Raw genomic sequence first — 15,788 nt, 5'->3', positions numbered from 1 at the left:
AATTTAGATCCTTAACAGTAGTATGAACGCATTCGAAATAATTGGTGGAAAGAAGTTAAAGGGTGAAATTCATCCTCAGGGAGCAAAAAATGAGGCTTTACAGATCATTGCTGCTGTTTTATTAACAGATCAGAAAATAACCATCAGCAATATCCCAGACATTAAGGATGTAAACAAACTTATTGAATTGTTAGGCGACCTGGGTGTTAGTATAGAGCGTTTATCTAAAGATACTTACACTTTTGAAGCTAAAAATATTGATCTTAACTTCTTTTTATCTGATACTTTTAAAGCTAAAGGTGGCGGTTTAAGAGGCTCTATTATGATAGTAGGCCCGCTTTTGGGACGATTTGGAACTGCTGCAATCCCTAAACCGGGTGGCGATAAAATAGGCAGAAGAAGGCTAGACACCCACTTTTTAGGCTTTGAAAAATTAGGCGCTAAATTTATTTACGACTCTAAAAAAGAGTTTTTTAACGTTGATGCAACAAACCTTAAAGGGGCATATATACTATTAGATGAGGCTTCTGTAACGGGTACAGCTAATATTGTTATGGCAGCTGTACTTGCTAAAGGTACTACAACCATTTATAATGCTGCATGCGAACCGTACTTGCAACAATTATGCAAGATGCTAAACCGTATGGGTGCAAAAATTACCGGTGTAGGTTCTAATCTTCTTACTATTGAAGGAGTTGAAAAACTTGGTGGTACTGAACACAGAATGCTTCCTGATATGATTGAAATAGGTTCATTCATAGGTTTGGCAGCAATGACTGAGTCTGAAATTACCATTAAAAACGTATGCTATTCTGAGCTTGGGGTAATTCCTGATGTATTTAGAAAGCTGGGTATAAAATTTGAATTACGTGGTGATGATATCTATATCCCTTCTCAAAAACATTATGTAATTGAGTCGTTTATAGATGGTTCCATGCTAACCATTGCCGATTCTCCATGGCCGGGCTTTACTCCCGATCTTTTAAGTATTGTGCTGGTTATAGCTACACAAGCCAGAGGAAACGTACTTATTCATCAGAAAATGTTTGAAAGCAGACTATTTTTTGTGGATAAACTGATTGATATGGGTGCTCAGATCATTCTTTGTGACCCACATAGAGCAGCAGTTAATGGTATTGACAAGAAATACAAACTTAGAGGTATCAGCATGACATCTCCAGATATACGTGCAGGGGTTTCTCTACTAATTGCAGCACTATCTGCCGAAGGAAAATCTACAATCTTTAATATCGAACAAATTGAACGTGGTTATCAGGATATTGACATTCGCTTACGTGCATTAGGTGCACAAATTAAGCGTATCGAAGCTTCTGCCCCATCGCATTAAATCATAAATAAAAAAGCCCCAATCGGGGCTTTTTTATTGTATAGTGGTTTTTTGTCTCGGTTGCTTATTTAAGCAGAAATAGCGTTAATTATATCGTATTGAGTGATAATTTCGATCTTACCACCCTCAGTTTCAACCAGTACTGCACTGTTTTCTTTGTTTATTAACGCAGAAATTCTATCAATTGATGTGTTGAGGTCAACAAAAGGAAAACCAGATGACATAATCTCCTGAACCTTAGCCGATTTAAGCGATGGATTTTCCATTAATGCTTTTAAAATATCTCCTTCGGCGAGTTTGCCCACAACCATCTCCTTTTGGGTAACCGGAATCTGCGAAATATTTAACATATGCATCGTATTAATTGCTTCAAGAATGGTTTTTTCGCAATCAATTGTTACAATTTCTGTTTTGTCCTTTTTGTCGATAATTGTAGCAGCAGTAAGCTTTTCGTCTTTTAAAAAGCCTCGCTCCCTCAACCAATCTTCGTTATACATTTTACCCATATACCTGCTGCCATGATCATGAAATATAATCACTACAACATCTTCAGGTTTTAGTTTATCCTTTAATTGTAACAGTCCGGCAACTGCAGAACCAGCTGAATTACCAACAAAAATCCCCTCTTTGCGTGCTATATCACGTGTCATCAGGGCAGCATCTTTATCTGTTACCTTTTCAAAAAGGTCTATGATATCAAAATCTACATTTTTAGGAAGAAAATCTTCTCCAATACCTTCGGTTATGTAAGGATAAACCTCATTTTTATCAAATATTCCAGTTTCCTTATATTTTTTAAAAACCGATCCGTAGGTATCAATACCCCACACCTTAATATTGGGGTTCTGTTCTTTAAGGTATTTTCCGGTACCAGAAATAGTGCCGCCGGTACCAACACCAACTACCAGATGCGTGATCTTTCCTTCAGTTTGTGCCCATATTTCGGGACCAGTTTGCTCATAATGAGCCTGGGAGTTCGATAAATTATCGTACTGATTTGGCTTCCAGGAATTCGGAACCTCACGCTCTAAACGTGTAGATACCGAATAGTAAGACCTTGGATCTTCAGGTTCAACATTAGTTGGACATACAATTACCTCAGCACCAAACGCACGCAAAGCATCTACCTTTTCTTTCGATTGCTTGTCGGTAGTAGTAAAAATACACTTATAGCCCTTAATAATGGCCGCCATGGCCAATCCCATACCGGTATTTCCTGATGTTCCTTCTATAATAGTACCGCCAGGTTTCAGTTTACCACTTTTCTCAGCATCTTCTATCATTTTAACTGCCATACGGTCTTTTATTGAGTTACCTGGGTTGGTTGTCTCAATTTTAGCCAATATAGTAGCAGGAATATCCTTTGTAATGTTATTCAATTTTACCAGTGGAGTATTACCAATGGTTTCTAAAATATTATTGTACCACATGACACAAAAATACAGATTGAAGATTGGAATTTTATTTATAAATAGATATTCATAATTTAATATTGAAATAACGGAATTTATAGAATATTATTTTAATCTAGTACTCCAATAGACTTACAAACAAAGCAATATATAGGTATATAAAAAATTTCATTACAGACCTGGCTGGGCCTAACCACTAAGTTTATACATTTTACCTGGTAAAGAAATCAGAATTCCCTGCATTTCAAGGTTTAACAAATGCATGGCAAGCTTGCTTTGAGGTATTTCTGTTTGCAAAGAAAGCTCATCAATCCTTAAAGAAGATCTTCGTAAAAGATCAACAATTTTCTGTTCCTCATTTGAGAGCCCTATTAATAATTGAGTTTGTTCTGTTTTTTTTGGTTTCACTTCATGCCATCCCATGTAATAAACCAAATCTTTTGCATGATTAATCAGCGCTGCCCTATTCGTTTTAATTAAAAAATTGCAACCTTCAGAGCTTACATCGGTTGTTTTGCCAGGAAAAGCATACACATCGCGGTGATATGAATTTGCAATATCAGCGGTAATTAATGCACCCCCTTTAGCGGTTGCTTCTACTACTATTGTGGCATCGGCAAGCCCTGCAATAATGCGGTTTCGCTTAGGAAAATTCTCCTTATCGGGATTGGTGTGCAGGGAAAATTCTGTTAGCAGACCGCCATTTAATACCATTTTTTGAGCTATTGGCTGATGTAAAGGCGGATAAATCCTATCCAATCCATGTGCAAGCACTCCAACGGTAGGAATATTTTGATATAAGCTTTCTTTATGAACAGCTATATCAATGCCATATGCCAGGCCGCTAACTATAACAACATCATAATCAGCCAAAGTTACAGCCAACTGTTTACACAATTGCCTGCCGTATTCTGTAGCTTTTCTGGTGCCAACAATGCTTATAATCCTACCATGATTAAGATCTGCAGTACCTTTATAATACAACAGCACTGGCGCATCGAAACAGTTTTTTAGCCGTTTAGGATAGTTATCATCAGTATAAAATAAAACATCCACCTTATGCTTTTTAATAAATTTCAATTGCTCTTCGGCAATTTTTAATGCATCATTAGCTAAAATCTGGTCCGCAGTTACAGGTCCTATTCCGGGAATTTGCAATAATTCCTTTCTTGTTGCTTTAAATATAGCCTCTGCTGTACCAAAATGCTCAAGTAAGCTTTTGGCGATTACATGCCCCACACTTTTAATTAATGTGAGGCCTATTTTGTGGATTAAACTCATGGGCTAAATTATATATTAATTTACCTGTTAACCAGCAATTCAAAATATACACCTGTAAATCAGATAATTAAAAACAAACTACAAAAATAGTTTGCAAACTATAAAAATAGTAGTAACTTTAATTAACAACAATATTTAATACATGATGAGAGAACTTACAAAGGCGGAAGAACAGGTAATGCTAATTTTATGGGAAATAAAAGAGGGTTTGGTAAAGGATGTTATAGACAAAATGACCCCACCAAAACCAGCATACAATACAGTATCAACGGTAATCAGAGTATTAGAAGGCAAGGGGTTTATAGATCATAAAGCCGTTGGCAACACTCACATTTACTTCCCAATAATAACTGAAGCCGAATACAAGCACTTTGCATTTGATAAAGTAATGAACAATTACTTCGAAAATTCTTATCAGAGCCTGGTATCCTTCCTTGTAAAAGAGAAAAACATGGACATGGATGAGCTCGACGAATTGATCCAACTTGCCGAAAAACTTAAAAACAAGAAATGATGAACTGGTTGTACTATCTGCTGGAGGCTAATCTATATTTAGCTGCGTTTTACGGCTTCTACCGTTTGCTTTTACATAAGGAAACTTTCTATTCATTAAATAGATACTACCTTATTATTACAAGTATTATAGCTTTTATTATTCCACTTTTGCAGGTAGGATACCTTAATAATTTATTAAACAAGCAACAGGAAGTCAGGGTTTTGTCGGTTCAATTGGCACAAGCAACAGAAAAGACCAGTGCTATTACCCTAAATGAACTGTTGGTATACTGCTACCTCCTTATAGCTTTAACTTTTGCCATAAAAATGGGAATTAGCATCTATAAGATCATTTTACTTTCTATTAATGCTAATAAACAGAGGGCAGGCAGGATTACATATGTAGAACTGGATGAATCTCATGCCGCATTCTCATTCTTTAATCTATTGTTCTTAAACCCGGCTGTACAGGAGAAACACACTGTTCTTAAGCATGAAATGGTGCATATACAGCAGAAACACAGCTTAGACATTATTTTCTTTGAAATTATACAGATAGTATCGTGGTTTAATCCGGTTACTTATTTTATTAAAAAGGAAATTAAGCTGCTGCACGAATACATTGCTGACGACATTACAACAGGTAAGGATATCCAGAAACATCAGTACGCTATGTTTTTGATTCAAAACTCCTTCGGTATTGTGTCTAATCAGCTTACCAATCAAATATTCAATCAATCAATATTAAAAAGGAGAATTAACATGTTAAACAAAGAAAAGTCAACGGGAAGAGCAAGGCTCAAACTCCTGTTTGCATTGCCAATTGCCGGAGGAATGCTCTGTGCATCCACTATGGCGTTCACTAAAGATTATGCGATGATAGACCTGTATCCGGAGAAATACGAGGTCAATCAAACCGTAAAACAGGAAACGCCTAAGAAAAAAGCAAGTGAAGCAAAAGAGTTTAAGACTAAATCAGATGTAAAATCCAAACCAACAAAAAAAGGCGAGGTTGTAGAAGTTAGGATTGCGCCACCGCCACCGCCACCCCCTAAAGTTAAAACCGTCAAATTCCCGCCACCAATCGTAAAACCTGATGCACCCGCGCGACCAAAAAGAGCCAAATCAGGTGAAAAAGTGAAATTTCCGCCACCGATAGTAGTTCCTGATAAACTGGTACCTCCTCCACCACCGCCTGTTGAGCCAGTAAAAGAGGAAGGAAAATCAATAACTATTAAAGAAAATGACGGTATCACTTCAAATAACAAGAATGGAGAACCGGCAAAGGAAATAAAGAGTCAAAGAATCACTTTTACAGGGATAGGGAACTTGGGAACATCTAAAAATGACTCTAAAGAAAAACTAGGAAAACCTACAAAAGATGGTGCCAAAATAATACAAAAAGGTACCGTTACTTTCGAAGCCAACCCAGACAATTAACCTCTACTGCGGGATATAAACCACGAATTTAGTTTCAAAAAACTCTTCTTCAAAGTAATCTGAAAGCGGATACAATTCCGCTTTCAGTCGTGATTCAGAAATCTCTTCCTTCAAATCACCACCTTTTAAGTATAGTATACCATTAGGAATGGCATTTTTAGAGTCTTTATTAAACTTACCTTTAACCCACGGGTAAAAATCTATAAGCCTGGTAACTGCTCTTGACACCACAAAATCGTACTTATCGGTAATCTGTTCAGCTCTTAAATGACTCGCCTTAACATTCTTTAAACCCAGTGCTGAGGCTACCTCAGTAACTACTTTAATTTTTTTACCAATAGAATCTACCAGATGAAAATGGGTTTGGGGGAAAAGAATAGCTAACGGAATACCAGGAAATCCACCTCCGGTACCAACATCCAGTACCCGTTCTCCTGCTTTGAAAGTGCAGAATTTAGCAATTCCCAACGAATGCAGAATATGACGTTCATACAATTCATCAATATCTTTTCTTGAAATTACATTGATCTGGGAGTTCCAAAAACTGTATAATTCATACAATTGATCGAATTGAGCTATCTGCTGATCAGTTAGCCCTTTAAAATATTTCTGTATAAGAGTAGACTTTATTTCCACTGTACTTTTTTAACAAATATAGACAGAATGCCATTAAACACCAGGAAAATGAACAATAGAATATCCAAAACAGGAAACCAAAAGCTCAAATTACCATAACTTAACCGCTTTAACAGACGCGGATAAACAAAACACCTGATTATAATGCTCAGCACAAAAACACCAAGCGATATATATAAGGTAGCTTTAAAAAACAATAAAGCTACAAATAACGCATAAAACAGGAATTGGATAACAATTTGTGAAGAAAGGATAAACTTATGTTTTCCCTTATATAATTTACCTGCTCCAAAATGTCTCTTTTTCTGCCTCAAATAAGCCCCAAAGCTTGTATTAGGCTCACTCCAAACATGAGCATCTTTATTAATAGAAATTGCGGTATTACTTTTTGTGGCATGCGCATTTACGAAGAGATCATCATCGCCCGAAGGAATATGCATGTGTGCGGCAAAGCCCTTTTTCTTAAAAAACAGCGATTTTTTATATGCCATATTGCGTCCAACACCCATATAAGGCATACCTTTTAATGCAAATGAAAGGTAATTTACTGCTGTAAAAAATGTCTCGAAACGAATTAAAGCATTCAATATCCCTCTCTTTTTCATGTATGGCGAGTAGCCTAAAAGGATATCTGTATGCTCATCTGCAGGTTGCTGCATACCCAATAACCAATCTTGCGATGCTGGCAAACAGTCGGCATCTGTAAAAACAAGCCATTCATTTGTGGCTGCCTTAATACCCATCGTTACCGCAAATTTCTTTCCTGCTATAAATTTCTCTCCCTCGCTTATCTGTACAACTTTAAGGTGTTTATACTGTTTTTCAAAAGATTCAAGCAGCTCACGTGTTCCGTCCCACGATCTGTCATTAACTACAATAACCTCATAATCAGGATAATTCTGTTCCAAAACCGACGGCAGATATTCTGTGAGGTTCTTAACTTCGTTACGCGCACAAATTACCACGCTTAACGGTTTTTTACCTGTTTCAGGGATAGGGTCTATTTTAACTAAAGCTAGTTTTAAGTGAACAAAGAGGCTAAAATATAGCTGTACTAAAAAGCAAAAGATTAAAGCGCCGAGCAGGCAGCTCTCAATTAAGGTTAATTCCACGATGTATTTTTGTAACCGGCAAATTTCTCATTTTTAATCTGTAATGTACATTTATGTTGATAAAAAATTTAGCCTGTAAATAGCTGGTTTTTTGCTACTTTTGCCCTGATTTTCTGAAACTGGAGTTTACACACGAACTTCTAAATAATCAAAAATCAATAAACGTACACAGATGAAGTTTAGTTTAGAGGCAAAAGATACACATTCAAAAGCAAGAGCAGGAACAATTACAACAGACCATGGGGAGATACAAACCCCTATTTTCATGCCTGTAGGCACTGCCGGAACAGTTAAAGCGGTACACCAAAGGGAGCTCAAAAATGATATCGATGCTAAAATAATCCTCGGAAATACTTATCATTTATACCTCAGACCAGGTTTAGATGTACTTGAACAAGCCGGCGGATTACACAAATTCATTGGCTGGGACCGCCCGATTTTAACTGATAGTGGTGGCTATCAGGTATATTCTTTAAGCCAGGTAAGAAAGATAAAAGAAGAAGGCGTTACATTTAACTCGCATATTGACGGTTCTAAACACCTGTTTACGCCTGAATATGCAATGGATATACAACGTACCATTGGGGCCGACATTATTATGGCTTTTGATGAATGTACACCTTATCCTTGTGATTATAAATATGCAGCTTCGTCTATTAATATGACCCATCGCTGGCTAAAACGCTGCTGTGCAAGGTTCGATTCAACAGAACCAAAATACGGCTTTAACCAAACCCTTTTCCCTATTGTACAGGGCTCGGTTTATAAGGATCTAAGAAAAAAATCAGCTGAATTTATTGCATCTATGGATCGTGAGGGTAATGCAATAGGTGGTTTATCGGTTGGTGAACCTGCTGAAGAAATGTACGGAATGACTGAGGTTGTATGCGATATTTTACCGTACGAAAAGCCTCGTTATTTAATGGGTGTTGGTACTCCAATCAATATTTTAGAGAATATTGCGTTAGGTGTAGATATGTTCGACTGTGTAATGCCTACAAGAAATGCCAGAAACGGCATGCTTTTCACTAAAAATGGCATCATAAATATTGGCAATAAGAAGTGGGCGAACGACTTCTCGCCTATTGAAGCTGATAGCGATCTGTATGCAGATCAAGTGTATTCTAAAGCTTATTTAAGGCATCTAATGCACTCAAAAGAGATCCTTGGTGCACAAATAGCTACCCTGCACAACCTACATTTTTACCTGTGGTTAGTTAAACAAGCCCGCGAAAAAATCATTACAGGCGAGTTTTATGCATGGAAAAACAAAATGGTAACTATCTTAGGGAATAAATTATAGATGAGTTTCTTTAAAGACAGGATTAAAATCATTGATTGGTACATTATCAGTAAGTATCTGGGCACGTTTTTATACACCCTGACCTTATTTGTAGTGATCATTGTTATTTTTGACTTGTCGGAGAAGCTAGACGATTTTCTAAGCGCAAACCTTACTTTTTGGCAGGTTATAACCCTCTATTACGCAGGTTCAATCCCTTTTTATGTTAATATGCTTTCGCCTCTAATCAACTTTATTGCTGTAATTTTCTTTACAGCGAAGATGGCTGATCAGACCGAAATTGTGCCTATTTTGAGTGGTGGAGTAAGTTTTAACCGCTTCCTTTTGCCTTATTTTATATCAGCATTTATCATATTTTCTGTAAATCTGGCCTCAAATCTGTACATACTGCCTTACACAAATCAGCTTAAAAACAGCTTCGAAAATACCTACGTTAAGAAGAATGCTTCGCCAAGCAAGAACAACATCCACATGAAATTAGATGCAAATACCTACATCTACATGGATAGTTTTGACAATAAAACAAAGAAGGGAAGCAGGTTCTCATTAGATAATTTTAAAGGCGATGTACTAACCAAAAAGCTCGTTGCAGAAGAAATATCGTACGATTCTCTTAAAAGATCATGGAAGCTAACAAACTACTCTGTAAGGTATATTAATGGCCTTAAAGAGACCTTTGTAAGGGAAATGACCAAACCTAAAGACACAGTTCTGGATATGAGGCCTGATGATTTCTCGGCCTACGACAACATATTTGAGAACCTGAGCAACAAAGAGTTATCTGATAAAATCAGAAAGGAAAAAACCAGAGGCACAGGTATCTGGAATGACCTGTTATTTGAGCAGTATAAGCGCTATTTACACCCTCTTTCGGCATTTGTTTTAACTCTTATTGGGGTTGCACTATCCTCCAGAAAGGTGCGCGGAGGCGTTGGCTTACCCCTTGGAATAGGTATTTTATTAAGCTTTGGGTACATTGTAATGAACCAATTTGCCAAAATGTTCTCCCTAAAAGGAGGCACTTCTCCACTATTTGCAGTGCTTGCACCCACACTTTTCTTTGGCCTGCTTGGCTATTATTTACTGCGAAAAGCACCTAAATAATGACTCCGGTTACATAACTCCATTTATCTACTTCACAGTAACCAAAACCAGTATCAGGGTAACTAAAAAGCAGTTTTTACAGTTCTTTTTTACCGGCAGCATAGTAGCTGTACACTGGATACTGTTTTTTCATGCTATTAAGGTGTCAACAGTCTCTGTAGCCCTTGTATGCCTCTCTTCCTTTACCCTTTTTACAGCAATTTTAGAGCCTCTGATAAAGAAACAACGCATACAGATATCCGATGTCATCGTTGGTTTAATCATCATTGCAGGCATATATATGATCTTTAAATTCGAATCGCAATATACTTTGGGTATCATTTTCGGACTTGCTTCAGCTGTTGCATCGAGCCTATTTGCCACCATAAATTCAACTTTAGTCCAAAAAAGCGACCATAAAATTATTGGATTTTATGAGATTTCGGGTGCCTTTTTCTGGATCACAATGTATCGTTTTGCCGACCAAAGCCTGCTTACTGAAGCGTTTAATTTAAGCCTTACCGACTGGATTTACCTTACCGTTTTAGGCACCATTTGTACCGCACTTGCCTATGTTGCCGGCGTGTCTGTGATGCGAACTTTGTCGGCTTTCAGAGTAGCGCTCATCACCAATCTCGAACCTGTTTACGGCATCCTTCTAGCCTTCATTTTCTTCGGAACCAAGGAGGCAATGTCGACTGGATTTTACCTCGGGGCCGGGCTTATTTTAGGCTCAGTTTTCCTTTACCCTATCTACAAAAAAAGAAAGAATTTACAGTAGTAAAATGCGCCTTAAAAGAGCTGGTTTAAGGAGTGATTTAAGGCCTCCAAAATCCCATAACCAACAGATCAATAAAGCGTCTGCAATATAAAAATCAGACGCAAAAAAACGCTCCATTTCTTCTAAAAATACAGCACATTTTGCCAGCATTTTATTGCTTCGGTTTTATCATTTCCGTATACATTATGAAATTTTAACAAAGAATTTTTGTTGTATTTTAAGCTTAATTAGTGTACCTTAACAGCAGATTCCGACAACCTGAAATCAATTAGCGCAAGAAACTCAAAAACCCCAGTTTAAGCGCTAAAAATTCACAAAAATCAGAATTATCAGTTCTTTAATTAATTAATATATTTATTTGAAAATCAGAAAATTAAATTAATATATATAAATTAAAAAATCATCAAAATAAGCCTTCAAAAAAATACAATTACTAATTATTTTAGTAAACAACAAATATGACACTAAATAAAGAGTTAAACAAACTGATAATCAAATTAATAATTACAATAACTTTAAGTATTATTTCACATAGTGCTTTTGCACAGATTTTTGGCAGCGAACAAAACCCACTTAGTGTAAAATGGCGGCAAATAAATGCTTCCGGCTTCAGGATCATCTTTCCGGACGAACTCGAAAAAGAAGCGCAAAGAATGGCCAATACCCTGGGCTACATTTACCCTCGTGTTGGAGGTAGTCTGAGAAGACAAAAAACCACCCTCCCACTCGTCCTTCAAAACCGTGGGGTGATGGCAAACGGCTTCGTTCAGCTGGCTCCAAAAAAGTCTGAATTTTACACCACTCCTCCTCAACAATTCGACAGTCAGGATTGGCTAAATAACCTGGCCGTTCACGAGCTTCGACACGTTGCTCAATTCGACAAATTAACCGGCGGACAGGCCTACCCTTTTCCCGAGTATGTTTACTTCGCCTGGTTTGGAGTTAGCATCCCACTTTGGTTTTTTGAAGGCGATGCAGTAACCATCGAAACTGCACTTACAAATGCCGGTCGCGGAAGGCAGCCTTCATGGATCATGCCTTACCGAACCAGCTTACTCGAAGGCAAAAAATTTTCATACAGCAAAGTCAGCTTTGGATCAGAAAAAGACATCACTCCCGGTTACTACCAACTCGGGTACCTGATGGCATCGAACATCAGAAAAGAATTCGGAAAAAATATTTTCGACAGCCTGCTTACCGACATCCGTAAAAGGCCAATAAGACCTTACCCCTTTTCGAACAGTTTAAAAAAGTTCACCGGCAACGGCACAAAAAAATGGTTTAACAAAACAACCGAAACTTTAAAAAAAGAATGGACTGCGCAGTCAGAAAAATCTGAAACAGAAAATTACCCTTCGCTAAACAAGGATTCAAAATTTGCAACAAACTACTTCCTCCCTGTAAAAATTAAAAGCGGCGAAATTCTGACACTGAAACAAAGCAAGGCAGAGACAGCACATTTCACAATAATCGACAGCGCAAAAAAAGAAAAGAAACTACTAAGCATCGGTTACCAGGAGCAGCCATGGTTTAGTTACGCGAACGATGCTGTGGTTTGGGATGAGATCCGTTACGACCCAAGATATCGCCAGCGCAGCTACAGCGTAATTTGCAGTTACAACCTAAAAACCGGCCAACAAAAAAAACTAACTACCCGAAGCCGGATTTTCTCGCCCACACTCTCTGCCGATGGAAAAAAAATAGTCGCAGTAAAATTCGACCTCAGCAACAAGTGCAACCTGATAGAACTTGATGCAGAAACCGGCAAAATTCTAAACACCATCCCAAATCCGGAAAACCTGATACTGCAAACGCCTTCCTACAACCCAACAGCAAATCTGATCACCTACATCAGCGTTAGCGAAAAAGGAAAGGCTTTATGGGTTACCGACCGGGAGGAAAAAAACGAACAACTGCTAAAAGAAACGCAACAGCAGATAAGCAGACCAATATACATTGGCCGAGGAATAGCTTTTAACGCACACTACAACGGAATCGACAACATTTACAGCATAGATACCATTTCAAAAAAGATAAGCGCTCTGAGCGCTTCTAAATACGGCGCCTTTAACCCAACACAAGCCGACAGCACCACTTCTATCATTTTCAATAACTACACCCTATCGGGCTATGGAATTTCAGAAATGACATTGCAGCCAAAAACTCCGGGCGAAAACAACTTCGCTTATTTCGGAGGCGCAACACAACGACAGGAAAACACTACGAATGTTTTTGACAACATTCCCGACAGCACCTATACTTCAAAACCATACCGTACGTGGGCAAATCTGTTCAACGTACACAGCATAATTCCGATTATAGAAAATGAATACCGCGGCGGACTGCAATTAAATTCCGACAATCTGCTTAACACTTTTGGTTTTTTTGCAGGAGTTGATTATTACCGCGACCTGAAAAAATTTGAGTACAACGCTGGCTTCACCCTAAAAAGTTTTTACCCCATACTGCGGGCAACTTACAGGAACCGACCCCGAAGAACCCTCTACAACACAAAATCAGGCGTTCTGCAAGGCGATTGGAGAGAAAACAACATACAACTCCAGGCATCAGTCCCAATAAGCTTAAACGCGCTAAATGAGAGTTACAATTTTTCGTTCAACGTACTCACCAGCTATACCCAACGGTACCAGCCCGAAAACCTGCCCAAAAATTTCATCAGCAAATTAATTTTTCCGATGGAATACAATTTCACTTTTAACCACAGTACGGCACAAGCAGCCAGAGACATTGCTCCGAAATGGGCTCAGATATTCAGAATTTCTTACATGCACCAACCGTTCGACGAAAATCTTGCGGGCAGTTTATTTGCCTTCGAAGGATTTATGTATTTCCCTGGTGTGCTAAAAAACCACTCCTTCCTTGCCAACTTTAATTACCAAAACACCTCGGGCATCAGGTTGTACAATCAGGAAATCAATACGGTTTATGGCTATAGCAACATCAGGGCAAAAAGTATTCTTAGAAACACCCTGCTTTTCAATTACCGTTTCCCTATCGTTTTTCCTGATGCTGAAATCGGCCCGCTGGCTTATATCAGAAACCTGAGAGCAGGCATGTTTTGCCACTACGAGAACATTGGCTCGGAAACAAATTTAGCAGAACCTAAAACTTTTGGTTTTGAATTGCGTAGTAGTATGAACCTGTTGCGCTATCAGCCAATTGTTGATGTTGGCGCCAGGTGTGTTTTTGTAAACAAAGTATATAATCAAAATCCTATATTAGAATTAATTTTAAACTATAGCTTTTAAGTCATGAAGACCAAAACCATTTTCATCATCGCATTTACCGCCATCATTACTATTTTTTTAATGATAAATACAGACGCTGTAGAATTTAACTTCATTTTTGTAAAGAAGGAAATTTCTAAACTGCTGGTAGTGGGTGTATGTACTTTTGTTGGATTTATACTGGGGTATTGGGCCGGCAGACCTAAAACTACACTAAGCACGTATGACAGGGTTGATACGCCAATAAAACCTGAAGATCGAAAAAGGGCTTTAAGCGATGAGGATCGCGATTACATCAGTTAAGAGATATGGCCGTCATCTCGACTTTAGGAGAGATGACGGGGTTCAGATCAGAGTGACCTTACTGATGAATTTCGTATGTAAAATTCAGCGTAGCTGAACGCTCCAAAATATTAGATACTGAGCAATATTTTTCGAAAGTTAAAGCAAGTGCTCTTTCTACTTTTTGCACATTTAATGCTCCATAAAGATCAAAATGAATGTTTATCACATCAAATATTGGTGGCATCTCCTGATCCTTACGCGTAGCCTTAATATTGATTTTAATATCATCCAGCGGTTCTTTTTGTTTTGTTAAAACGTTCACAACATCAATTCCACTGCAGCCTCCTAAACCAACCAACAGCATCTCCATTGGTCTGAATCCTTTACCTTCTCCCCCAATTTCAGGTTTAGCATCAAGCTCTACAGTTTGACCACCCGGGTTCAGAGCTTCAAAGTTAAATTTATTATTTTTACGTATCAGGTTAATTTCCATTTGTAAATTTCTTTTTTGCTTTTGTAAATATATTTTCAGGCATTAAATGTTATAAAACACCTTATTATCCTTTTCAAGTCCGGGTAATTTAACCCCGTGTTCAAATATTGCAAAAACTGACGAACCACTACCACTCATGGCAGCAAATATTGCTCCCTCATGATAAAGCGCCTGTTTTATTACTGCTATTTCAGGATATTTTAGAAAAACAGTACTTTCAAAATCGTTCTTCAGATTTGATTTCCAATCTCTTAACGGCAATTGAATTAACTCCTTTAGTGATTTGGAGGATCTATGAGGCACAATTCCACTATAAGCATCGGCAGTAGACACATGCACCGGGGGCTTAACCAATATAATCTTGTAGCCAGAAAGATCAACATCGACCTCGCTAAACTCATCGCCCCTTCCCTCTGCAAAAACCGGTCTATTGTTAATGAAAAATGCACAATCGGCACCCAACTGCCTTGCATAATCTTCCATCTGATGGGTATTTAAGCCCAATTGAAATTTATCGTTCAATAACTTGATCAGAAATGCAGCATCAGATGAGCCCCCACCTAAACCAGCTCCTACCGGAATATTTTTAAGCAGTGTGATTTGTTGATCTGGTAAATCGAAATCCTTTTTAAGCAATTCAAATGCTTTTAAGCAAATATTATCCTTGGCACTGCCAGGAATATCTATCCCTTTAATCTGACAAGTTGTCTCTTCTGCATCTGTAATTTCTATAACATCATTTATTTTTACCGGATAAAATACGGTTTCCAGATTATGGTATCCATCAGGTCTTTTTTCAGTTACATACAGACCAAGGTTTATCTTGGCATTAGCAAATGCAAGCATTGATTTTTGCGTTTATTGTTAAGCT

Annotated in this window: 14 protein-coding genes; 8 read left to right on the top strand and 6 right to left on the bottom strand. The window is 37.9% G+C overall.

Going from position 1 to position 15,788, the window contains the following annotated elements; all coding sequences use genetic code 11:
* Positions 1-22: 22 nt before the first annotated feature.
* Entirely contained in the window at positions 23-1,348 is a 1,326-nt protein-coding gene (gene murA / locus CPT03_RS01550; protein ID WP_099437192.1) for a UDP-N-acetylglucosamine 1-carboxyvinyltransferase, read from the top strand.
* A 68-nt stretch (positions 1,349-1,416) separates the two neighbouring features.
* Here murA and CPT03_RS01545 read toward each other — a convergent pair whose 3' ends face one another.
* Both CPT03_RS01545 and dprA read right to left on the bottom strand, forming a co-directional pair.
* Positions 1,417-2,778, bottom strand: coding sequence for a pyridoxal-phosphate dependent enzyme (locus tag CPT03_RS01545; protein ID WP_099437191.1), 1,362 nt, complete (start codon positions 2,776-2,778; stop codon positions 1,417-1,419).
* A 171-nt stretch (positions 2,779-2,949) separates the two neighbouring features.
* Entirely contained in the window at positions 2,950-4,041 is a 1,092-nt protein-coding gene (gene dprA / locus CPT03_RS01540) for a DNA-processing protein DprA (RefSeq protein ID WP_099437190.1), read from the bottom strand.
* A 178-nt stretch (positions 4,042-4,219) separates the two neighbouring features.
* Between dprA and CPT03_RS01535 the strand changes: the two genes are divergently transcribed.
* A complete protein-coding gene (locus tag CPT03_RS01535; protein ID WP_410522623.1) occupies positions 4,220-4,555 on the top strand; it encodes a BlaI/MecI/CopY family transcriptional regulator in 336 nt (111 codons plus the stop codon).
* Entirely contained in the window at positions 4,552-5,976 is a 1,425-nt protein-coding gene (locus CPT03_RS01530) for a M56 family metallopeptidase (RefSeq protein WP_099437188.1), read from the top strand. Before CPT03_RS01535 ends, CPT03_RS01530 begins: the two co-directional genes overlap by 4 nt.
* Positions 5,977-5,979: 3 nt before the next feature.
* Here the strand turns inward: CPT03_RS01530 and rsmG are convergent, their stop codons facing one another.
* Together rsmG and CPT03_RS01520 are read right to left on the bottom strand one after the other, a co-directional pair.
* A complete protein-coding gene (rsmG, locus tag CPT03_RS01525; protein WP_099437187.1) occupies positions 5,980-6,612 on the bottom strand; it encodes a 16S rRNA (guanine(527)-N(7))-methyltransferase RsmG in 633 nt (210 codons plus the stop codon).
* Positions 6,603-7,724: a glycosyltransferase gene (locus tag CPT03_RS01520; protein WP_099437186.1), complete on the bottom strand. Its 1,122-nt coding sequence runs from the start codon at positions 7,722-7,724 to the stop codon at positions 6,603-6,605. The genes rsmG and CPT03_RS01520 overlap by 10 nt, the downstream gene beginning before the upstream one ends.
* 172 nt (positions 7,725-7,896) lie before the next feature.
* On the opposite strand from CPT03_RS01520, the gene tgt reads away from it, so the two are divergent.
* The 5 genes from tgt to CPT03_RS01495 all read left to right on the top strand — a co-directional run bounded on the left by tgt (position 7,897) and on the right by CPT03_RS01495 (position 14,442).
* Positions 7,897-9,027: a tRNA guanosine(34) transglycosylase Tgt gene (gene tgt / locus CPT03_RS01515; protein ID WP_099437185.1), complete on the top strand. Its 1,131-nt coding sequence runs from the start codon at positions 7,897-7,899 to the stop codon at positions 9,025-9,027.
* Positions 9,028-10,131, top strand: coding sequence for an LptF/LptG family permease (locus tag CPT03_RS01510; protein ID WP_172954121.1), 1,104 nt, complete (start codon positions 9,028-9,030; stop codon positions 10,129-10,131). It begins immediately after the preceding gene.
* The gene (locus CPT03_RS01505; protein ID WP_245869943.1) at positions 10,097-10,891 is read left to right on the top strand and encodes a DMT family transporter; all 795 of its coding nucleotides are present in this window, start codon (positions 10,097-10,099) and stop codon (positions 10,889-10,891) included. The genes CPT03_RS01510 and CPT03_RS01505 overlap by 35 nt, the downstream gene beginning before the upstream one ends.
* A 458-nt stretch (positions 10,892-11,349) precedes the next feature.
* Positions 11,350-14,160 (top strand): TolB family protein, encoded by a 2,811-nt coding sequence (locus CPT03_RS01500; protein WP_099437183.1) that lies wholly within the window; start codon positions 11,350-11,352, stop codon positions 14,158-14,160.
* 3 nt (positions 14,161-14,163) lie between these two features.
* Complete coding sequence (locus tag CPT03_RS01495; protein WP_099437182.1) at positions 14,164-14,442, top strand: LapA family protein; 279 nt, start codon at positions 14,164-14,166, stop codon at positions 14,440-14,442.
* A 58-nt stretch (positions 14,443-14,500) separates the two neighbouring features.
* On the opposite strand, the gene CPT03_RS01490 is transcribed toward CPT03_RS01495, so the two are convergent.
* Both CPT03_RS01490 and ispE read right to left on the bottom strand, forming a co-directional pair.
* On the bottom strand, positions 14,501-14,917 hold the full coding sequence (locus CPT03_RS01490) for an OsmC family protein (protein WP_099437181.1): 417 nt from the start codon (positions 14,915-14,917) through the stop codon (positions 14,501-14,503).
* 42 nt (positions 14,918-14,959) lie between these two features.
* Positions 14,960-15,763 (bottom strand): 4-(cytidine 5'-diphospho)-2-C-methyl-D-erythritol kinase, encoded by an 804-nt coding sequence (ispE, locus tag CPT03_RS01485; RefSeq protein WP_099437180.1) that lies wholly within the window; start codon positions 15,761-15,763, stop codon positions 14,960-14,962.
* Positions 15,764-15,788: the final 25 nt, after the last annotated feature.

The sequence above is a fragment of the Pedobacter ginsengisoli genome (genome assembly GCF_002736205.1).
Taxonomy (GTDB): Bacteria; Bacteroidota; Bacteroidia; order Sphingobacteriales; family Sphingobacteriaceae; genus Pedobacter; species Pedobacter ginsengisoli_A.
Note: the sequence above shows the minus strand (reverse complement) of the source record. Positions and strands in the feature narration are given on the sequence as shown.

Bases quoted from the DNA above. Each gene is read 5' to 3' on its own strand.
- CPT03_RS01495 (WP_099437182.1), top strand. From the start codon at position 14,164: ATGAAGACCAAAACCATTTTCATCATCGCATTTACCGCCATCATTACT.
- CPT03_RS01500 (WP_099437183.1), top strand. From the start codon at position 11,350: ATGACACTAAATAAAGAGTTAAACAAACTGATAATCAAATTAATAATT.
- dprA (WP_099437190.1), bottom strand. From the start codon at position 4,041: ATGAGTTTAATCCACAAAATAGGCCTCACATTAATTAAAAGTGTGGGG.
- CPT03_RS01545 (WP_099437191.1), bottom strand. From the start codon at position 2,778: ATGTGGTACAATAATATTTTAGAAACCATTGGTAATACTCCACTGGTA.
- CPT03_RS01535 (WP_410522623.1), top strand. From the start codon at position 4,220: ATGCTAATTTTATGGGAAATAAAAGAGGGTTTGGTAAAGGATGTTATA.
- murA (WP_099437192.1), top strand. From the start codon at position 23: ATGAACGCATTCGAAATAATTGGTGGAAAGAAGTTAAAGGGTGAAATT.
- ispE (WP_099437180.1), bottom strand. From the start codon at position 15,763: ATGCTTGCATTTGCTAATGCCAAGATAAACCTTGGTCTGTATGTAACT.
- tgt (WP_099437185.1), top strand. From the start codon at position 7,897: ATGAAGTTTAGTTTAGAGGCAAAAGATACACATTCAAAAGCAAGAGCA.
- CPT03_RS01490 (WP_099437181.1), bottom strand. From the start codon at position 14,917: ATGGAAATTAACCTGATACGTAAAAATAATAAATTTAACTTTGAAGCT.
- CPT03_RS01530 (WP_099437188.1), top strand. From the start codon at position 4,552: ATGATGAACTGGTTGTACTATCTGCTGGAGGCTAATCTATATTTAGCT.
- CPT03_RS01510 (WP_172954121.1), top strand. From the start codon at position 9,028: ATGAGTTTCTTTAAAGACAGGATTAAAATCATTGATTGGTACATTATC.